At 61.8% G+C, this 18,328-nt stretch carries 21 protein-coding genes; 14 read left to right on the forward strand and 7 right to left on the reverse strand.

Annotation, left to right across the window (positions count from 1 at the left end):
- Position 1: 1 nt before the first annotated feature.
- From hemW to E4Q23_RS09025, 5 genes are read right to left on the reverse strand one after another with little or no spacing between them, the layout of a single operon-like run.
- Positions 2–1,264 carry a radical SAM family heme chaperone HemW gene (gene hemW, locus E4Q23_RS09005; protein WP_169066333.1) on the reverse strand — a complete coding sequence of 421 codons (1,263 nt, stop codon included), beginning with the start codon at positions 1,262–1,264 and terminating at the stop codon, positions 2–4.
- Positions 1,264–1,851 (reverse strand): RdgB/HAM1 family non-canonical purine NTP pyrophosphatase, encoded by a 588-nt coding sequence (rdgB, locus tag E4Q23_RS09010; RefSeq protein WP_169066334.1) that lies wholly within the window; start codon positions 1,849–1,851, stop codon positions 1,264–1,266. Before rdgB ends, hemW begins: the two co-directional genes overlap by 1 nt.
- A gap of 5 nt (positions 1,852–1,856) precedes the next feature.
- Positions 1,857–2,573 carry a ribonuclease PH gene (gene rph, locus E4Q23_RS09015; protein ID WP_169066335.1) on the reverse strand — a complete coding sequence of 239 codons (717 nt, stop codon included), beginning with the start codon at positions 2,571–2,573 and terminating at the stop codon, positions 1,857–1,859.
- A gap of 8 nt (positions 2,574–2,581) precedes the next feature.
- On the reverse strand, positions 2,582–3,502 hold the full coding sequence (locus E4Q23_RS09020) for a PP2C family protein-serine/threonine phosphatase (protein ID WP_169066336.1): 921 nt from the start codon (positions 3,500–3,502) through the stop codon (positions 2,582–2,584).
- Positions 3,499–4,449, reverse strand: coding sequence for a serine/threonine protein kinase (locus E4Q23_RS09025; protein WP_169066337.1), 951 nt, complete (start codon positions 4,447–4,449; stop codon positions 3,499–3,501). Before E4Q23_RS09025 ends, E4Q23_RS09020 begins: the two co-directional genes overlap by 4 nt.
- 103 nt (positions 4,450–4,552) lie before the next feature.
- Between E4Q23_RS09025 and E4Q23_RS09030 the strand changes: the two genes are divergently transcribed.
- The 8 genes from E4Q23_RS09030 (at position 4,553) to E4Q23_RS09070 (ending at position 11,139) form a co-directional block, all read left to right on the forward strand.
- Positions 4,553–5,419, forward strand: coding sequence for a YicC/YloC family endoribonuclease (locus E4Q23_RS09030; RefSeq protein WP_169066338.1), 867 nt, complete (start codon positions 4,553–4,555; stop codon positions 5,417–5,419).
- 174 nt (positions 5,420–5,593) lie between these two features.
- Positions 5,594–6,862, forward strand: a complete 1,269-nt coding sequence (locus E4Q23_RS09035; RefSeq protein WP_169066339.1) for a tyrosine-type recombinase/integrase — start codon at positions 5,594–5,596, stop codon at positions 6,860–6,862.
- Positions 6,863–8,011: 1,149 nt separating this feature from the next.
- Positions 8,012–8,401, forward strand: a complete 390-nt coding sequence (locus tag E4Q23_RS09045) for a DNA primase (RefSeq protein WP_336511645.1) — start codon at positions 8,012–8,014, stop codon at positions 8,399–8,401.
- Between the two features lie 137 nt (positions 8,402–8,538).
- Entirely contained in the window at positions 8,539–9,672 is a 1,134-nt protein-coding gene (locus E4Q23_RS09050; protein WP_336511646.1) for an AAA family ATPase, read from the forward strand.
- Positions 9,669–10,007 (forward strand): hypothetical protein, encoded by a 339-nt coding sequence (locus E4Q23_RS09055; RefSeq protein ID WP_169066342.1) that lies wholly within the window; start codon positions 9,669–9,671, stop codon positions 10,005–10,007. Before E4Q23_RS09050 ends, E4Q23_RS09055 begins: the two co-directional genes overlap by 4 nt.
- A gap of 282 nt (positions 10,008–10,289) precedes the next feature.
- Positions 10,290–10,691: a DUF5681 domain-containing protein gene (locus E4Q23_RS09060; protein ID WP_248595336.1), complete on the forward strand. Its 402-nt coding sequence runs from the start codon at positions 10,290–10,292 to the stop codon at positions 10,689–10,691.
- Entirely contained in the window at positions 10,688–10,951 is a 264-nt protein-coding gene (locus tag E4Q23_RS09065; protein WP_169066344.1) for a hypothetical protein, read from the forward strand. The genes E4Q23_RS09060 and E4Q23_RS09065 overlap by 4 nt, the downstream gene beginning before the upstream one ends.
- Positions 10,948–11,139: a hypothetical protein gene (locus E4Q23_RS09070; RefSeq protein WP_169066345.1), complete on the forward strand. Its 192-nt coding sequence runs from the start codon at positions 10,948–10,950 to the stop codon at positions 11,137–11,139. Before E4Q23_RS09065 ends, E4Q23_RS09070 begins: the two co-directional genes overlap by 4 nt.
- A 260-nt stretch (positions 11,140–11,399) precedes the next feature.
- On the opposite strand, the gene E4Q23_RS09075 is transcribed toward E4Q23_RS09070, so the two are convergent.
- A complete protein-coding gene (locus E4Q23_RS09075) occupies positions 11,400–11,903 on the reverse strand; it encodes a hypothetical protein (RefSeq protein ID WP_169066346.1) in 504 nt (167 codons plus the stop codon).
- Positions 11,904–12,477: 574 nt separating this feature from the next.
- Between E4Q23_RS09075 and E4Q23_RS09080 the strand changes: the two genes are divergently transcribed.
- Both E4Q23_RS09080 and E4Q23_RS09085 read left to right on the forward strand, forming a co-directional pair.
- Entirely contained in the window at positions 12,478–12,825 is a 348-nt protein-coding gene (locus E4Q23_RS09080) for a hypothetical protein (protein ID WP_336511647.1), read from the forward strand.
- Between the two features lie 12 nt (positions 12,826–12,837).
- Entirely contained in the window at positions 12,838–13,062 is a 225-nt protein-coding gene (locus E4Q23_RS09085; protein ID WP_169066347.1) for a YMGG-like glycine zipper-containing protein, read from the forward strand.
- Positions 13,063–13,170: 108 nt separating this feature from the next.
- Here E4Q23_RS09085 and E4Q23_RS09090 read toward each other — a convergent pair whose 3' ends face one another.
- Positions 13,171–13,530, reverse strand: coding sequence for an HdeA/HdeB family chaperone (locus E4Q23_RS09090; RefSeq protein ID WP_169066348.1), 360 nt, complete (start codon positions 13,528–13,530; stop codon positions 13,171–13,173).
- A 286-nt stretch (positions 13,531–13,816) separates the two neighbouring features.
- Between E4Q23_RS09090 and gmk the strand changes: the two genes are divergently transcribed.
- From gmk to E4Q23_RS09110, 4 genes are all read left to right on the forward strand, one after another.
- A complete protein-coding gene (gene gmk, locus E4Q23_RS09095; RefSeq protein ID WP_169066349.1) occupies positions 13,817–14,425 on the forward strand; it encodes a guanylate kinase in 609 nt (202 codons plus the stop codon).
- Positions 14,426–14,444: 19 nt separating this feature from the next.
- Entirely contained in the window at positions 14,445–14,651 is a 207-nt protein-coding gene (rpoZ, locus tag E4Q23_RS09100) for a DNA-directed RNA polymerase subunit omega (RefSeq protein ID WP_169066350.1), read from the forward strand.
- Between the two features lie 81 nt (positions 14,652–14,732).
- Positions 14,733–16,904 carry a RelA/SpoT family protein gene (locus tag E4Q23_RS09105; RefSeq protein WP_291997485.1) on the forward strand — a complete coding sequence of 724 codons (2,172 nt, stop codon included), beginning with the start codon at positions 14,733–14,735 and terminating at the stop codon, positions 16,902–16,904.
- 170 nt (positions 16,905–17,074) lie between these two features.
- Complete coding sequence (locus tag E4Q23_RS09110) at positions 17,075–18,310, forward strand: D-amino acid dehydrogenase (protein WP_169066351.1); 1,236 nt, start codon at positions 17,075–17,077, stop codon at positions 18,308–18,310.
- Positions 18,311–18,328: the final 18 nt, after the last annotated feature.

An 18,328-nucleotide genomic window follows, 5' to 3' on the forward strand; every position in this document is an offset into this window, starting at 1 on the left:
TTCAGTGGCGGTCGACGAGAAAGCGCTCGAGTAGCTGATTGAGAAAACGGCGGCCACGGTCGCTTGGCGCAATGCGCTGCAGCGGACGCTCGATCAGGCCGTCGCACTCGGCCTGGCGCAGTTCGTTCTCGATGCTGAGCAGCGGCAAGGAGGTACGCGACTCGAACAAGGCGCTGTCGAAACCCTGCAGCAGGCGCAAGGCGTTGAGCATGAACTCGAAGGGCAGGTCGACGGCGGCGATGGCGGACTCCTGCTGGATCGGCGTCCCGGCCGTGACTTTGGCCAGGTACTGCTCGGGCCGCTTCCAGCGCATCTGGCGCAGCACACGGTCGTGCAGGGTCAGCTTGCTGTGTGCGCCAGCGCCGATCCCCAGGTAGTCGCCGAAATGCCAGTAGTTGAGGTTGTGTCGGCATTGCTGCCCGCTGCGGGCGAAGGCCGAGGTTTCGTAATGCGTGTAACCGGCGCTGGCCAGCCGGGCTTCGATGGCGTCCTGCATGTCGGCGCAGCTGTCGGCCTCGGGTAGGGTCGGCGGCTGCGCGGCAAAGGCGGTGTTCGCTTCAATCGTCAACTGATAGCACGAGAGGTGCGGCGGTGCGAAGGCGAGTGCTGCTTCGACATCTTCGCGCGCTTCGCTGAGCGTCTGCCCGGGCAGGCCGTAAATCAGGTCGATATTGAAGTTGTCGAAGTGCCGCGCGGCAATTGCGATCGCCTGCCGGGCGTCGTGATCGTCGTGGGCACGACCGAGCGCCTGGAGATGGCGGGGGTTGAAGCTCTGGATGCCGATCGACAGGCGGTTCACGCCGGCGGCGCGAAAGGCGGCAAATTTTTCGGACTCGACGCTCGCCGGATTGGCCTCCAGGGTGATTTCGGCGTTGGGCAGCAGTGGCAGCCGGCTGCGCAGGGCCGTCAGCAGCCGCTCGACGGCCTCGCCGGAGAGCAGGCTGGGGGTGCCGCCTCCCAGGAAAATACTGTCCACCCGGCGCCCCCAGATCGTCGGCAGTGCCGCTTCGAGGTCGGCGATCAGCGCCGTCAGGTAGTCGTCTTCGGGGATCGCCGGCGCCGATCGATCGGCATTCTGCGTCCCCGGCACGGCATGTGAGTTGAAATCGCAGTAGGGGCACTTCTGTACGCACCAGGGAATATGCACGTAGAGCGCCAGCGGCGGTGGGTTGCGGAACTGGATCAGCCGCTGCCCGGCCGCTGCCACCTCCTGAACCGGGATCAGCGGAATGACTCTGCCGTTCCGGCTCGCCGGCGCGGCCATCAGCGACTTGCCAGCAGACGTTCGACGAGGCGAGCCAGTGCCTGGCCGCGGTGCGAGCGGCGGTTTTTCTCGGCGGCGTCGAGTTCGGCGGCGCTCTTGTCGAGTGCGCGGACGTAAAACAGCGGATCGTAGCCGAAGCCGCTTTCGCCGCGCGCGGCGGGCAGGATCTCGCCGTGCCACTCGCCCTCGGCGATGATCGGTTGCGGGTCGTCCGCGTGACGTACGAAGACGATGACCGCAACGTAGTGTGCGGCGCGCTGGTGGCTGTTGCCGAGTTCGGCGAGCAGCTTTTCGTTGTTGCGCGCGTCCGATCGTGGCTCGCCGGCGTAGCGCGCCGAGTACACGCCAGGGGCGCCACCGAAGGCGTCCACACACAGGCCGGAGTCGTCGGCCAGCGCCGGCAGGCCGGTCAGTTGCGAGGCATGGCGGGCTTTGGCCAGCGCGTTCTCGACAAAAGTGCAATGCGGTTCTTCGACTTCGGGAACATCGAGCTCGCCTTGCGGAACGAGTTCCCAGCCGAGCGGCGCGAGAATGGTGTCGAGTTCTTTGAGTTTTTTGGCGTTGTTGGAAGCGAGGACGAGTTTCATGGCTGCTATAGGGCCTGGGCGCTTGTCTGCTCGGCAATCAGGCGGCCGATGCCGGCATCGGCCAGGTCGAGCAGTTCGATCATCTGGGCACGCGTAAAAGGCTCGCCTTCGGCGGTCCCCTGTACCTCGACAATGCCACCGCTACCGGTCATCACGACGTTCATGTCGGTGTCGCAGTTGGCGTCTTCGGCGTAGTCGAGGTCGAGCACCGCGACGCCCTTATAGATGCCGACCGACACCGCGGCGACATGATCACGCAGCGGGTTGCTGCTCACCTTGCCTGTGCTGAGCAGATGTTCGCAGGCGTCGTTGAGCGCCAGCCAGGCGCCGGTGATCGCCGCACAACGCGTCCCGCCATCGGCCTGCAGGACGTCACAGTCGAGCGTGATCTGGCGTTCGCCGAGCAGCTTGAGGTCGGTGACCGCACGCAGCGCGCGACCGATCAGGCGTTGTATTTCCTGCGTGCGACCGGATTGCTTGCCTTTGGCCGCTTCGCGGCCACTGCGCGTGTGCGTCGAGCGTGGCAGCATGCCGTATTCGGCGGTAACCCAGCCCTGTCCGCCGCCGCGTAGAAAAGCGGGGACGGAGTCCTCGATGCTGGCCGTGCACAGCACGCGCGTGTCGCCCATTTCGATCAGCACCGAGCCTTCGGCGTGGCGGGTGAATCGGCGCGCAAGGGTGACCTTGCGCAGTTGCGAAGCTTGACGGTGACTGGGGCGCATGAAAATTCCTATTTGGCGTACTTCTGAATGGTCGAGCGGATCTCTTCGATGGCCAGTTCGATCTCCTCTTCGCTGAGTTCGGTCTTGTGGCGCGGGTTGCGCCCGAACTCGTCGAGACGCGTGGTTACCGTGTCGCGAGGCATTGATTTGGTTGAAATGAGGCTGCCGCCGGCGCTGCTCTCGTCGACGTAACTGTCCTGCCAGCGCACGGCGATCATCGACAGGTTGTCGGCATGCGGCCCGCAACGGGTTTCTGCCTGGGCAAGCAGGGTCGGTACGGCATGCATCAGATTGGCGGTCTTCAGGGCCGTGGCCAGCAGCTTGTCAGGTAGTCCGTTCCAGGCGCCGTCGGTGCAGAGGACCAGCACGTCTTCGGCTTCGAGTGTCGTCTTGCGCGAAAACTCGATCTCTGGCGTCTGTTGGCCGCCCAGGCAGCCGTAGATCTTGTTCCGGTCCGGGTGCGTGCTGGCCTGCTCTTCATTGATGATGCCCTGTTCGAGTAACAAGCGTACGCGGGAGTGGTCTTTGGTCTGGGCCAGGGCTCTGCCCTTGCGCAGTAGATAAAGTCGAGAATCACCCGAGTGCGCCCAGTAGGCGATGTTGTTCTGCACGAAGCAGGCGACGCAGGTGGTGCGTGGTGAGTCCTGCAGCTGATGCTTGGCGGCAAAATCGAGGATGGCGCGGTGCGCGTTGAGCATGCCAGTCTGCAGAAACAGAAAGGGGTCGCGAATGGGCGTCGTGACCTGGCGCTGGAAGGACTCGGTCAGCGTTTGTACGGCGATCTGGGCAGCCACTTCACCGAAGTAGTGACCGCCCATGCCGTCGGCGACGACCATCAGCAGGCTGTCGCGGGAATAGCAGTGTGCCAGCCGATCTTCGTTATTGGCGCGCTTGCCGGCGCGGCTCTCTTGGTAGATCGTGAATTTCATGGGCTTCTGGATTTCTTAAATTTGCCGACCATCTGGTCGAGCCACTTTGCTTTCGGCTGTGGCGTCGGTGGGATGACCGCTTCAGTGAGCGCTTTCTGCAGCGCGAAGACGCTTTGTGGCCGGTAACGATGGTTCAGGCACAGGCACCAGTCGATCGTTTCCAGCAACTGGTCCGAGTACTGACCTTCCCAACGGACCATCGCCGGGACCAGGCGATCCTTTTCGAGACGGCCGTCGGCTGCTTGTGGGGTGCTCGCCGAGATGCACGCATACATCGAAGCGCCGACGCTGTAAATGTCGCTCCAGGGGCCGAGGAGTTCCCGCTGGCTGTAATGCTCCGGCGAGGCGAAACCCGGTGTGTACATCGGCTTGAGCATTGGCGTGTCGCAGGCTAGCGTCTGGCGCGCCGCGCCAAAATCGATCAGCACCGGGGTCTGGTTGTTGCGCATGTAGATGTTCGACGGCTTGAGGTCGAGGTGCAGCAAGCGGTGTGAGTGCACCTCGCGCAGGCCGTTGAGCATTTTGGTGAAGACGTTGCGAATGAAGTTTTCGGTGACCCCGGCCCTGTTTTTCTGGATCAGCTCCTGCAGGGTGCGGCCGTGTTCGTACTCCATGACCATGTAAACGGTGTCGTTGGCGCGAAAGAAGTTCAGGACGCGGATCACGTTCGGGTGCGAGAGACCGGCCAGTGACCTGCCTTCTTCGAAGAAACACTTCATCCCGTAGCGGAACGCCGGAAGATGATCTTCGCTGATCACCGGCGCCGTTTTTCCTTCGCCGCGCAAGGCTAGCGTGTTGGGCAGGTACTCCTTGATGGCGACGCGCGTGCCGTGACTATCGGTGGCCACATAGACAATCGAAAAGCCACCCAGTGAGAGCTGATGCTCAATGCAGTACTCATCGAGTTGGAACGCTGGGGGAAGGGGGTGGTTTGCTTGTTGCACCATAGGTGTCGAAGCTATCATTCAGAGTGTCGGCCATTGTCCGGTCTTTGGGGGTGGGCTGTAAAGCCGGCTGCGGACCTACCTCCGTCCACCAGTCAGGATTCCAATGATCTACAGCATGACCGGCTATGCCGCGGCAGCGTGCGCCGTCAAGGGCGGCGCCGTACAAATCGAGTTAAAAAGTGTCAACTCCCGCTATCTCGACTATCACTTTCGCGTTTGTGACGAGCTGCGCATTGCCGAACCCGCGCTGCGCGAGCTGATCGGCGCGCGCCTGGTGCGCGGCAAGCTCGAGTGTCGGGTCAGTTTTATCGCCACGGCCAGTGCGGCGCAGCAAGCGAGCCTGAACGCCGAATTGCTCGCCCGCCTGGGCCGGCTCGATACACAGATCCGCGCGGAGCTACCGCTGGCCGCGCCGCTGGCGGTCAGCGACGTGCTGCGCTGGCCGGGCATTTTCGGTGACGACTCGCTCGATATCGAAGCCGTGTTGCCGGCTTGTCGGGAACTGGCCCGCGCGGCACTTGACGACTTCGTGGCCAGTCGGGCGCGTGAGGGCGAGAAGCTCGCCGCCGTGATCCTGGACAAAGTTACCTGCATGCGCGGGCTTTTGCGCGATATCGAGCCGCGCATCCCGGCGGCCCTGATCGCGTTCAACGAGAAGCTGCGGCAGCGCCTGCTCGATGCGCTCGATACGGTGAGCGACGACCGGATTCGACAGGAGGTGGCGGTCTTCGCGGCGCGCATCGATGTCGCCGAGGAACTGGCGCGCCTGGCGACCCATCTCGATGAAGTCGAGCGCGTTCTCCGGAGCGGCGGCGCCAGCGGCAAACGTCTCGATTTCCTGATGCAGGAACTGATGCGGGAAGCCAATACTTTTGGCTCCAAGTCGCTGGTTGCCGAGTTGTCGCAACTGGCGATCGAGTTCAAGCTGCTCATCGAACAGATGCGCGAGCAGGTGCAGAACCTGGAGTAGTGAATCACGCCGCATCATGAAGTCTCTCGCCTTAAGTTAAAGCCCCGTATTTTGGGGCTTTTCTTCGTCATGACGTTGCAACTTGTCGCATGAGAGCGCACAATGTCCGTGCACTACCAAGTGCACCACGTGGTGCACCTATAGCCAAGCAGGTGGTGCACACCAGGAGGCGATATGGGCAAGCTGACTGACTTGGATATTCGGAACTGGATGAGGAGCGGCGAGCGCTTCGAACAACGGGGCGACGGAGACGGGGTATATCTGTGCTTTCCCGCTCGGTTCGCCGTGCCGGTCTGGAAGTTGCGCTATCGTTTCGCTGGCAAACCTCGCACGGTGAACCTTGGCAGTTACCGTGACTTGTCAATTGCTGACGCCAGAAAGACGGCCAAGGAGCTACGCGCGCGGGTTGCGTTGGGCTATGACGTTGCCGGAGAAAAGCAGGAGCGCAAGCGCGAGGCTGTCGCCAAGATCGAGGCTGAGAAGGCGGTCATTACCATGGGCGCGTTGGCCGATGACTACTTCTCGTCTCAAATTCTTGGACGCTGGAAACATCCCAACATCGTGCGCAGCCGGATCGAGAACGACATCAAGCCGAACATTGGGAAGCTGGCCATAGGAGAGATACGACCAACGCACGTTGACGCGATGCTCAAGGCTATCGTCAGGCGGGGTGCTCCGACGATGGCGAATGATGTCCTGCGTTGGGTCAAGCGAATGTTTGACTACGCCATCAAGCGCCAGATGATCAGCTTCAATCCGGCGGCGGCTTTCGATCTGGCGGATGCTGGCGGCAAGGAGGAGTCCCGCGACCGCTGGCTTACCCGTTCGGAGTTGGCCGCCCTGTTTGCTGCGATGCGAAGCGCGCGAGGATGGAATATCGAGAACGGCCTGACGGTGAAGCTGCTACTGCTGTTGGCGGTTCGCAAGGGCGAACTGATACAGGCAAGGGTTAGTGAATTCGATCTCGACGCGGCCGTTTGGTATCTGCCAGCCGACCGGACAAAAACAGGTGCGGCGATTGACATCCCTCTCCCTAATCAAGCTGTTGCGTGCCTGCGTGAGCTTGTGCGGTTGGGCAACGGGTCTGGATGGCTGCTACCGGCGCGCAAGATGCAGGAGCGCATGGTCCCTCATATCGACCTCAACACCGTTGGCGCCGCGCTTGCGAAAAACATCAAGCCTTTGATGCCCGGCGCAGAGAACTTCACGTTGCATGACTTTCGGCGCACGGCGCGCACTCACTTGGCCGCGCTGGGGGTGGCACCGCATATCGGCGAGCGCTGCCTGAATCACGCTATCAAGGGCGTGGAGGGCATCTATAACCAGCACGATTTCTTCGACGAACGCCGGGAGGCACTTCAGAAGTGGGCCGACCTACTCGATGTGATTGCAGGCGACGAGCAGGGCAAGGTCGTACCGCTCAGGCCGGCGAAGATGGCTTGACCCGGGCCTGCCCGCGCCTATCCTGCCGCGAATGGCTGCGAAGCCCTGGCTGGAAGGCGCGGAGTCGTGATTCAGGGGCTAGAAAAAGGAGCATTGTGGACGATTCGGATGCATCCGGTCGAGACCGGCTATTCCGGCGCTATGTGCGCTTGTACAACGCGAAGGCTCGTCAGCTTGGCCTCAAGATGTTTCGCGGAACGACAAAACCCCGACGCGCGATCCGTTTGCGCGACCTCTTGGATCCCCGTCGCGTTCGTGCATTGGTGTCGTTTGCATCGAGCGAGGAAGAGGAGAAGTTCAGGGCAGACTTCTACTTTTCGTTGTACTCCGACGTTCGTCCACTTGCATCCCTTGGCTTCACGAAGCGGCGGCAAGCGTCTGAATGGGGGGCGGCGTGGCGCGGCAGAACAGCGCAAGGAAGGCGACGGGAATCGCCGGTCGGTGATCGATGCCGCACACGCGATTCTTGCGGTATGTCGGCGAAAGCCATCGGCACGTCAGCTGGCGAAGTTGATCGAAGAAAAAACGGGTATCCCGGCAAACACTGTTCGAGGGCACCTTCAGAAACTGAAAAAAGAACGAATTCTGGATTAGGGGCTTCGATCTCATCCAAGGGAAGTTTCTAGTATCAGGACCATGCAAGCCGCGGCATCCCGTTGCGGGGCTCTTCATAGAGGTACAGCATGGTTCAGCACACAAAGAACGAGCGCGCGATCCCCGACGCTCTCAGGCATTTCGATTACCTTCCTGATTCGGCAAGTGTCCGTCTGCCAGTCGTGGCGGCGCTCGTGGGATGCTCCACAGCAACCGTCTGGCGCATGGTCAAGCGTGGCACGCTGCCTACTCCTCGGCAAAGGGGTCTGCGGATTACCGCTTGGTCTGTCGGCGAGCTTCGAAAAGCGCTTGCTGTCGTTTCACCGGCGGTGAGTGCGTGAGCCACAAAGGAAAAGCCGCCGCGGTAACGAGCACCGAGACGGCTTCGAAAACGACACCAAACAGCACGCATTCTAGCATCGTCGATCCGCTGCGCGGCTGGTTCGCGCTCGCCAGCAACGTGAAGCCTTCGCGCAACCGCCAGCCGAAACGAGGCTGGCAAAGGGGGGCGCGGAGATGAGCCAAGTCGACAAACTGCTTCAGCGTCTCGACAAGGTGAAGCGCACCGGGCTCGGGACGTTCTCTGCGCGCTGTCCTGCACATGACGACCGCGGGCCAAGCCTTGCGATTCGCGAAACCGACGACGGGCGAATCCTTGCGCACTGCTTCGCCGGGTGCGACGTGCAAGACGTTTTGTCCGCTGTCGACCTGACGTTCAGCGACCTGTACCCACCCCGGGCGCTCGATCACCGGATTAACCCGGAGCGCCGGCCATTCCCTGCGGCCGATTGCCTGCGCGCTGTTGGTTTTGAGGCGCTGGTCGTCTGCGCTGCAGCGGCGGCGATGCTGGCCGGCGAGCCGTTCAGCGAGATTGACCGCGAACGGCTGATTCTTGCTGCAAGCCGCATTCAGTCGGCGATGCAGGCAGCGGGGTTATCGTCATGAGCATTCTTCAACGCACAATTCGTCAACGAGAAGAATCTACGTCCAGACTCGAAGACGTGGCCGAACGCATGCGTGGCGCAAGGCCAGAGCACCGGCCGAGCAAGGAAGCCGCGCCAGAGCGCGAATACGCGGGGACTGTGCAGATTAGCAGAGCCAGCGACGTGAAGATTGAGCCGGTATCGTGGATCTGGAACGGATGGCTGGCGGCTGGGAAGCTTCAGATCCTGGGAGGCGCACCAGGTACCGGGAAGACGACGATTGCCATGAGCATGTCGGCGGCGCTGACGGCCGGCGGACGCTGGCCGGATGGCACCCGCGCAAGCGTCGGCAACGCCGTGATCTGGAGCGGCGAAGACGACCCGGCCGATACGCTGATTCCGCGGCTTGTGCTGTCCGGCGCCAATCTGTCCCGCGTGCATTTCATTGACGGCGTGCAGGAGGGCCACGAGAAGCGATCATTCGACCCGTCGAAGGATATGCCAGCGCTGCGGCGCAAGCTGCTGGAAATCGGCGACGTTCGCTTGCTGGTCGTCGATCCGATCGTTTCGGCAATTGCCGGCGACAGTCACAAGAACGCCGAAGTGCGGCGCGGACTTCAACCGCTCGCCGACCTGGCCGCGTCAATGAAGTGTGCGCTGCTCGGCATCACTCACTTTTCGAAGGGTACAGGCGGCCGGGATCCGGTAGAGCGCATTACCGGAAGCCTTGCCTTTGGCGCAGTCGCACGCATCGTGCTGGTCGCTGCAAGGCAACAGGAAGAGGCGGAAGACGGGCGCACCGTGCGTCTGCTGCTTCGCGCCAAGTCAAACATTGGACCGGACGATGGCGGCTTCGAGTACGACTTGCAACCGGCCGAACTGAAAAGCCATCCAGGTATCTTCTCGTCATCGGTGCAATGGGGTGTTGCCGTCGAAGGGGCGGCGCGCGATCTGCTTGCCACGGCCGACGCGACCGGCGACGACGCCGGTGGCGGGAGTCCGCTTGCTGATGCAATGCACTTCCTTGAAGTGGAACTTGCGGAAGGCGCACGGGCGGTGACCGAGTTGGAGTCGGCTGCGGGTAGCGCCGGCCATTCATGGGCGACCGTTCGGCGAGCAAAAAAGGCGCTGAAAATTGAAGCGCAGAAAGGCGGAATGAAAGCCGGCTGGGTGTGGGAGCTACCACGAAGGTGCTCAAGTAGTAGCGAAGATGCTAACAAAAAAGGGTTAGCGCCTTCGGGAAGTGTTGAGCACCTTCGTGGCGATCAAAGCATTGTCGAGGTGGAGATATGAGCCCGGCGACCATCATCAGAGAGGCGGCGGGGGACGGGGTGAATCTCTCGTTATCGGAGGCTGAGACGATCAAGGCGGCGGGCGACCAGGCCGCGGTCAATCGCTGGCTTCCGGCGATCCGAGCGCACAAGGCTTTCATTGTCGTGCTACTGGTTGACGCTGCGGTACGCCGCTGGCTGGCAGCGATCGGCGAAACCGACCAAGAAACCATAGACGAGGTGCTTGCCGCGTGCCGGCGAGACAGTGAGGTGCGGGCGTACTTCCTTGGACGTGCCCGAAACGCTGGAATGGACGCGCATTCAAGCGCCGGGAAGGTGGTCGACACGACATGCTGAGAACATCAAAAACCGCAGCGCACAATGCCGATAGCAATTGTAAGCAGGAACCGTGCCCCATTTTGAAGTGCATGGCATTGCATGGGTATATGGTGGACATGGTGCGAAAATTGCGTGCAGTGCACTGCACAATGCTAACGGCAACACCGCTTGTGCTGGCCGCTGGCGTCGCTTTTTGGCGCAGTGGTGTATCGGGTTTGCCGGGGCGTGGTTCGTTCGCTGTGGCGCGTGTGCGTGGCCTTGCTGCGGCATCGCCGATTGAAATATCAAGGGAGGTACAGAATGGTTTGGGCTAAGGGGCAAAGCGGGAACCCTGCGGGGAAGCCGGCAGGCGCGAGGAACAAGTCAACGCGCATGGTGCTTGCCATCATGGAGCGCGGCGCCAAGGAAATCACCGAGGCCGTCGTCAAGCTGGCCAAGGAGGGCGACTTGTCCGCGGCGCGATTGGTGATTGAGCGACTGCTACCGCCGGCCAAAGATCGCCCGATCTTCCTGGAGCTACCGGAAGCCGACACCGCCGCCGGCATCGCTCAGGCTCAGGCGGTCATCGTGCGGGCTGTGGCTGCCGGCGAGCTGTTGCCCGGCGACGCCGCTACCTTGGCCGGTATCGTGGAAGTCCGCCGCAAGGCACTGGAGACGCAAGAGCTTGAACAACGGATTGCCGCACTGGAGGAAACGAAATGAGCACAGCACTTGAACGCCGCGCCGCCAAACTGGAGCAGGCGGCGCGCCCGGCAGAGAAGCAAGTCGACCTGATTGTTCGGCGCATCATATCGCCCGCTGGCGCCGAGGTTATCCGCGCCAAGATCGGCGACACAATTGTGGACCGCCGCGACGACGAGACAGAGAGCGCATTCGTGGCACGATCGAAGGGTGAAGCCCTGGCCGCGACTTGCCGCCGGCCTTGTCGCGTGCTTCTTCTACCTGCGGAGGTGCTGCAATGAGCATGATTGGTAGACGAGTCGTCAGACTGGAGAAGGCCTGCCCGAGTGGATTGGAAGCGCTTTCAGACCAGGAACTGCAAGTGAGAATCGACGAGATGTGCACCCGGCCAGATGTTCAAGCGTGGATTGCTCAAGGCGAGGACGACGACCCCGAGCGCGTGCCGGTGCTGCGGCTGCTGTCGCTGTGAGCAGACGACGGTTTGAGGTGGCGCGCCGATCCTGTCGGTTTCGTCGTCTCGTTGAATCTCAAGCGCAGGCATTTGAGCGAAGGCCAGCGGGCAATGGTGGCGGCGAAGATGGCGAATAGTCAAGCTGGCACGTTCAGCGGCAATCAGCACGTGCCCTCTGCAAATTTGCAGACACCTGCAATCAGCCAAACCAAAGCCGCCGACCTTCTCCAAGTCTCTACGCGCTACATGGCAACCGCCATTAGAGATAAAGTGAGCCGCTATCGGCTGACTGCGCCGGCGATGATCAAGGCGCCGATCAGAATGGCCATAGGTATCGGTGCTGCAGCGAAGGCCCCCATCACCGCGAGAATGATTAGCCCACCAATTATCAGAGACGCTAGCTTCTTCACCAAGTCAAGCGCCAGCAACCCCAAACCCTTTGCGATATTGACACCGAGCAAGACATAGCGGCGCCAACGAGGGCCCTCTGCCTGATCCCGTTCTTCCGCCGCATCTGCTAGTTCCTTGATCTCCTCATCGTAGAGGGCTGTCTGCGATTCTGGGTCAGCAACAAACGCCTGCTTCTTCCGAAAGAAATGCGTCGCGAGGCCTGCGCCAGCAAGCAAGACGACACCAGCCCACCCAAAGTAAGTAGGCTCATCGCCAACCCACCCGCCTATGCACAGCGTTCCGGCGATCACTGCCGACATGATCGCTACCACGGTGGCATCCTCGCGCCGCAGCTCTATGGGAATCTCTTCGTAGTGTCCGAACCTTTTCATTGTCATCGGTCTGCAATCGCGTCATAGGATTACGCCTAGAGACTTGGCAGCCTCACGAAAAGTGTCTCGAACCCCTTCTGCCGCGTCAACTGGTATTTCCCCGCCGGTCGTCGGGTGTACGCGATGCAGTGCACCTTCTCGGGTTTCTTGGAGGAGGCTGGAGCGATTAAAGGAAGCCGGCCATGAACGAGCGGATCAAGATCGAGCGTTGCGACGTCGCTACCGATATCGGCGGATGGGCTGGCTTCCTTGCTAGGTACAGGGGGATAACCGCCTATCACAAGGCCAGACGCCGCTGTGCACCACAATGTGCACTACCGGCGATGGTCGATTGGCAGGAACGCTTTAACCACGCTGTATACGAAGCCCACTTAGATAGCAGGTGCAATCTGGAGTGATCAGCGATGCCGGGCCAGCGCGCCAGGCGCCAGCAAGGACTTTCGTGGTTGTTCTGGCGGCAAAGTTTCGCTTCAAACGGCCGCTGAGCTGTGATAGTTTGGAGCTTCCTGTCATGGAGGAATAGATTATGCCTATTGGATTGAGTCGTTTCACATTGAGGAAGGCAGCATCTGCCGTGTGCGCGGCATTGCTGCTTACCGCCGGTACGGTTGGCGCCACCGAGGAGGTGCCACTGGTCACTGGTACGCACTGGACGACGTCTGCTCCGGAGGTCAAGAAGGCCTATCTGGTCGGTCTGTCCAATGCCATCCTGGTCGACGTCGCCTATCAGGCAGACAACCCCAAGGCGACCATGAGCGACTTTTCGCCGAAAGTTGCCAAGGGGATGAAGGGTCAGACACTGGACACGACGCTCGCAGCCCTTGACAACTGGTACGCGGCGCATCCCGATCAGTTGCAACGCCCGGTGGTCGAGACGATCTGGTTCGAGCTGGTCGTGCCCGGACTCAACAAAAGCAAATAACGGAGGCGAGAGATGAAAACAACTGGATTGGCTTTGGCAACGGCGGCCGCATTGACCGTTCTCGGTTGTACCAACATGACGCCGCGCGAGCAGGGAACGGTCAGTGGAGCGGCGATTGGCGCGGCTGCGGGGGCGGGCATTGCCGCCATCTCCGGCGGTAACGGCTGGACCGGAGCGGCAATTGGCGGCGTAATTGGCGCCACGGCCGGTAACATCAAGGGCAAGAACCAACAATAGCAACGAGGCTACGGAACGACCATCGGGCCTTGCGCACCGAGCGGGCCGACTGTTGCTGGGAGTGTTGGTGGGATCGTTGCCAGAAGAGCCGCGCAAGCGGCTCTTCGTCTATTTGGTGATCGCTTCGTTGCGACCCGAAAAGCGGTCGCTCAGGCGAAATGCCGCATCGCTGACTTCGCCACGCGGGTTGTCATTGCAGTAGCGAGTGACGTGTTTCTCGACGGTTCCGCTGGACATCGCCGACACCTGCTGGCTGCGATTCACGTAGTTGTGGCCGGTAAGCACGCCGCGTATCCAGGCGACATACAGAGCGCGCTCGTCGGCGTCGGCTTTGGATTCCGTCCAGGCACGGCACGACATGTCGTCGAGGTCGAGCATCTTGACTGGAATCGTGACCGCGCCAGCGTTGCTGGCGGCCAGGGCGGCAAGCAAAAGGGCGGTGCGCTGTGTGAACTTGCATCGGGACATCGAGTGGTTCCTCGCCAAGTGGAGAACTGAAGGCTGTGATTCTCCACTGTACGGCTCGGCGAGTCCATGCCGCCGAAGCAGCAAGCGGCGCGGCGATGGCGCTCGCCTGGCGCGCGCGCGGGTACAATTGCGCTTTCGCATCACTGTAAAAACCCCGCGTACGCGACTCACGAATCTCCCTTCTCCCCGCTGCGGGAGAAGGGCCGGGAAAGAGGGGGGGCAGTCATGACTTTCATGATTGGAGGTCCCTCAACATGTGGTGACCATTAGCTGGCCAGGAAGAACCATGATCGGAGATCTCTACATTGTCACGGCGCCTTCAGGCGCTGGCAAAACGACCCTGGTGCGACACCTGCTTGAGAACGATCCGCGCATCCGGGTGTCGGTTTCTCATACCACGCGGGCGCCGCGAGCTGGTGAACGCGATGGTTTCGAATACCACTTCATCGGCGTCCAGGATTTTCTCGACAAGGTCGGGAGCGACGACTTCCTCGAATGGGCACAGGTACATGGCAACTATTACGGGACATCGACCAGCGGCATCGAAGCGGCCCTGCAAGCCGGCCAGGACGTGCTCCTGGAGATCGACTGGCAGGGTGCGCAGCAGGTACGTCGCGTATTTCCGGCGGCAATCGGCGTCTTCATCCTGCCACCGTCGCTTGGCGAGCTCGAGCGTCGTCTTCGCGGGCGCGCGACCGACAGCGACGAGACGATTGCCCGGCGCGTCGCCGCGGCGCGGGAAGAGATGCGCCATGTCGACGAATTCGACTATGTTATTATCAACGACGATCTACAGCGAGCGCTGCTCGACCTATTGGCGGTGGTTCACGCCTCGCGGCTTCGCTGCCCCGTACAGCGCCGGCGCCATTCCATCCTTTTCGCAACAATGCTTTGATTCTCCTGGGAGATTTTGCATGGCACGAGTGACCGTAGACGACTGTCTGCAGCGCATACCAAATCGTTTTCAGATGACCCTGGCCGCGACCTACCGCGCCCGTCAGCTTGCTGCCGGCGCAACACCGCTGGTTGATGGTGGCCGTGACAAGCCAACGGTAATTGCCCTGCGCGAGTTGGCCGCTGGCAAGGTCGGTCTGGAAGTTCTCAACCGCGGTCAAGCCTGAACCTCGCGGACCAGTTTTCCGTGTGTCACCGTGGATCCAGTGGTCACCGCGAGCATTTCAGCTGCCCCAGCTGAGCTAGCGGTGGCTGACAAGCCCTCGGACTTCCTCCCTCCCGAGGATGATCCCGCGTACAGCGTCTTCATCGACAGCCTGAATTACCTGTCGGAGGACGAAATCAATCTGGTTCGCAAGGCCTATCTGTTTGGCGAGGAAGCGCATCGCGGACAGGTCCGCAAGTCGGGAGAGCCGTATATCACGCATCCCCTGGCGGTGGCCGGCGCCATCGCCGAGTGGAAGATCGACGTCGAGGGAGTGGTCGCTGCACTGCTGCACGACGTGATGGAGGATACGGCGGTCAGCAAGGCCGAGATCGTCGAACACTTCGGCAAACCGGTCGCTGACCTGGTCGATGGCCTGTCGAAACTCGACAAGATCGAGTTTCAGTCGCAGGAAGATGCGCAGGCCGAGAACTTCCGCAAGATGCTGATGGCCATGGCACGCGACCTGCGCGTGGTGCTGATCAAGCTGGCTGACCGCCACCACAACCTGCAGACGATGGCGGCGGTTCGCGTCGACAAGCGCCGTCGCATCGCCCGCGAGACGCTGGAAATCTATGCGCCGATTGCCGGTCGGCTGGGCCTCAGTACGCTTTTCAACGAGCTGCAGGATCTGTCGTTCCAGCTGATCTACCCGATGCGCGCGCGTGTTCTTGGGCGCGCCCTGAAAGCGGCGCGTGGCAACCGGCGCGAGTTGCTGTCGCGGATTCTCGAGGGCATCAAGGGCAAACTGAACGCTGCCGATATCGAGGCGCAGGTTTTCGGTCGCGAGAAGAGTCTCTATTCGATCTATCGCAAGATGCTCGACAAGCGCCTGTCGTTTTCTCAGGTGCTCGATGTTTACGGATTTCGCGTCGTCGTCAAGGACGTGCCCACCACCTATCTCACCCTCGGTTCGCTGCATGCGCTCTACAAGCCGGTGCCGGGGAAGTTCAAGGACTATATAGCCATCCCCAAGCCGAACGGCTATCAGTCTTTGCACACCACCTTGATCGGTCCGCACGGGACGCCGTTCGAGGTGCAGATTCGTACGGCGGCGATGGACAAAGTGGCGCAGGAAGGGATCGCTTCGCACTGGTTGTACAAGGGCAGCGACTCGCTCGGCGAAGCGCTGCAACAGAAAACGACCAAGTGGTTTCACTCTTTGCTGGAGCTGCAGAGTTCAACCGGTGATTCCTCGGAGTTCCTCGAACACGTCAAGGTCGACCTCTTCCCGCACGAGATCTACGTCTTCACCCCGAAGGGCAAGATCATCGCCTTGCCGCGCGGTGCGACGGCGGTCGACCTCGCTTACGCCGTGCACACCGATATCGGCAATCACAGCGTCATTGCCCGGGTCAACTTCAACCTGGTGCCTCTGGCCACCGAGCTTGTCAGTGGCGATAGCGTCGATATCGTTACCGCAGCCGATGCCCACCCGAGTGCCGAGTGGCTGACGCACGTCAAGACGGGTCGGGCGCGCAGCAAAATTCGCCACTACCTGAAAACGGCGCACCAGGACGAGTCCACGGCGCTGGGTGAAAAGATGCTTGGGCAGGAGTTGCGGGCGCTTGGCATCAGCGCCTCCGAGGTGCCAGTGGCGCGCTGGAGGAGTGTGCTGCGCGATTCCGGAAACCGACTGGTCAAGGAGGTCTACACCGACATTGGGCTCGGTTTCCGCCTGGCCGGCGTGGTCGCTCGCCGCCTGTTGAACAAGGAGAGCGCGTCGCTGCCTGCCGACAAGAGCAAGCCGGGCAGTTCCCTGGTCATTCGTGGCAGTGAAGGGATGGCTGTTCAGTTTGCGCCCTGCTGCCAGCCGATCCCCGGCGATCCGGTCATCGGTTCGATCTGGAAGGGCAAGGGGCTGGTGATTCATACCCATGATTGCCCTGCGATCCGCAGAGCCCGCAAGGCCAGACCGGCGAAGTGGATCGATGTCGAGTGGGCGCCGGAAGCGGGCCAACTGTTCAGTGTCCGCCTGCAGGTCGTGGTCCAGAATACCCTCGGTGCCTTGGGCAGGATTGCCACCGAGATATCCAGTTCCGGAACCAATATTCTGAATGTCCACATGGACGAAAAAGACTCCGGGCTGTACACGACCTTGCATTTTACGGTCCAGGTCGCTGATCGCACCTCACTGGCGCGCCTGATGCGCAGCCTGCGCCGCATTCCCGAAGTGGTCCGTATCGCTCGCGAGCAAGGGCTCCCGGCGGCCTGAACCTGGAAACAGCCGTTGAGCCAGCATTCCCTTTTCCCAGTGTTTCCCCTCGCTCTCGCGGAAGCGCATGCCATGCCTTCGCGCATCCCCTGTTGCGAGCGAGCCTTCCGGCGGCTTGCACCTTACCCGCGCGGCTTTCTCGGCGCAGCTGCGCCGCAGCGGTTTTCGGCTTGAAAGTTGTCGTCCTCGGCGCCGGCGTTGTCGGCGTCACCAGCGCCTGGTATCTGGCCCGGGCCGGGCATCAGGTGACGGTACTGGAGCGCCAGGCGGCGGCCGGCCTGGAAACCAGCTTTGCCAATGGTGGCCAGATTTCGGTTTCGCACGCCGAGCCGTGGGCCAACCCGCATGCACCGCTGCGCGCCCTGGCCTGGATGCGCCGCGAGGACGCGCCGCTGCTGTTTCGTTTGCGCTGGGATGCGTGCCTGCTGGACTGGAGTCTGCGCTTCCTGCGCGAGTGTACTGCGCGGCGTACGCGCGCCAACATGCGCGACATCGTCGCACTGGCTTTGTACAGCCGCTGCCAGTTGCAGGCGCTGCGCGCCGAAACCTCGCTCGACTATGACCATCTCGAACGTGGCATCCTGCATATTTATACGGATCGACGCGAATTCACGGTCGCCAGTGCGGCCGCGGCAGTGATGCGTGGCTTTGGTTGCGACCGGCAAACGGTGAGCGTTGACGAGTGCCTGGCCATCGAGCCGGCGCTCGCTGCAGTACGGCAGCGACTGGTCGGCGGGGACTACACCATCGACGATGAATCCGGCGACGCGCACCGCTTCACGCAGCAACTCGCCGCCCGCTGTGCGGCGAACGGTGTCGTTTTTCGCTACGCTGCCAAGATCGACCGCTTGCTTGCCGCGGGCGGCCGCATTGCGGGTGCCTTGGTCGGCGGCGAGTTGCACCAGGCCGACGCCTACGTCGTCGCGCTGGGCAGCTACACTCCCCTGTTGCTGCGCCCGCTTGGCCTGCGTTTGCCCATCTATCCGGCGAAAGGCTACTCGGCGACGGTTGCGCTTGGGGCACAGAGCATCGCGCCGAGTGTCAGCCTCACCGACGATGGCCACAAGATCGTGTTTTCGCGCCTTGGCCAACGCCTGCGCATTGCCGGAACCGCCGAGTTCAATGGCTACAATACCGAACTCAACAGCATCCGCTGCGACGCCCTGATGCGCCGGACCAGAGAGCTCTTTCCCGACTTGCGACCAGCCGCCGAGGCCGAATTCTGGTGCGGGCTGCGCCCGGCCACGCCATCCAATGTGCCGCTGATCGGACGCTCGCCAATCAGCAATCTATACCTCAACACCGGTCACGGTACGCTTGGCTGGACGATGGCCTGTGGCTCGGGCGCTGCCCTGGCCGACATTGTCAGTGGCCGCAAGCCTGAGCCGCCTTTCCGCTTCCTTTGATCCAGGCGAGGCTTGAGC

The sequence above is a fragment of the Candidatus Accumulibacter phosphatis genome (assembly GCF_012939955.1).
Classification (GTDB): Bacteria; Pseudomonadota; Gammaproteobacteria; order Burkholderiales; family Rhodocyclaceae; genus Accumulibacter; species Accumulibacter delftensis.

Coding starts and splice junctions, on each gene's coding strand:
- gmk (WP_169066349.1), top strand. CDS start 13,817: ATGATCGGAGATCTCTACATTGTCACGGCGCCTTCAGGCGCTGGCAAA.
- E4Q23_RS09025 (WP_169066337.1), bottom strand. CDS start 4,449: ATGGTGCAACAAGCAAACCACCCCCTTCCCCCAGCGTTCCAACTCGAT.
- E4Q23_RS09030 (WP_169066338.1), top strand. CDS start 4,553: ATGATCTACAGCATGACCGGCTATGCCGCGGCAGCGTGCGCCGTCAAG.
- E4Q23_RS09085 (WP_169066347.1), top strand. CDS start 12,838: ATGAAAACAACTGGATTGGCTTTGGCAACGGCGGCCGCATTGACCGTT.
- hemW (WP_169066333.1), bottom strand. CDS start 1,264: ATGGCCGCGCCGGCGAGCCGGAACGGCAGAGTCATTCCGCTGATCCCG.
- E4Q23_RS09065 (WP_169066344.1), top strand. CDS start 10,688: ATGAGCACAGCACTTGAACGCCGCGCCGCCAAACTGGAGCAGGCGGCG.
- E4Q23_RS09090 (WP_169066348.1), bottom strand. CDS start 13,530: ATGTCCCGATGCAAGTTCACACAGCGCACCGCCCTTTTGCTTGCCGCC.
- E4Q23_RS09020 (WP_169066336.1), bottom strand. CDS start 3,502: ATGAAATTCACGATCTACCAAGAGAGCCGCGCCGGCAAGCGCGCCAAT.
- E4Q23_RS09070 (WP_169066345.1), top strand. CDS start 10,948: ATGAGCATGATTGGTAGACGAGTCGTCAGACTGGAGAAGGCCTGCCCG.
- E4Q23_RS09035 (WP_169066339.1), top strand. CDS start 5,594: ATGGGCAAGCTGACTGACTTGGATATTCGGAACTGGATGAGGAGCGGC.
- E4Q23_RS09060 (WP_248595336.1), top strand. CDS start 10,290: ATGGTTTGGGCTAAGGGGCAAAGCGGGAACCCTGCGGGGAAGCCGGCA.
- E4Q23_RS09055 (WP_169066342.1), top strand. CDS start 9,669: ATGAGCCCGGCGACCATCATCAGAGAGGCGGCGGGGGACGGGGTGAAT.
- rpoZ (WP_169066350.1), top strand. CDS start 14,445: ATGGCACGAGTGACCGTAGACGACTGTCTGCAGCGCATACCAAATCGT.
- rdgB (WP_169066334.1), bottom strand. CDS start 1,851: ATGAAACTCGTCCTCGCTTCCAACAACGCCAAAAAACTCAAAGAACTC.
- E4Q23_RS09075 (WP_169066346.1), bottom strand. CDS start 11,903: ATGAAAAGGTTCGGACACTACGAAGAGATTCCCATAGAGCTGCGGCGC.
- rph (WP_169066335.1), bottom strand. CDS start 2,573: ATGCGCCCCAGTCACCGTCAAGCTTCGCAACTGCGCAAGGTCACCCTT.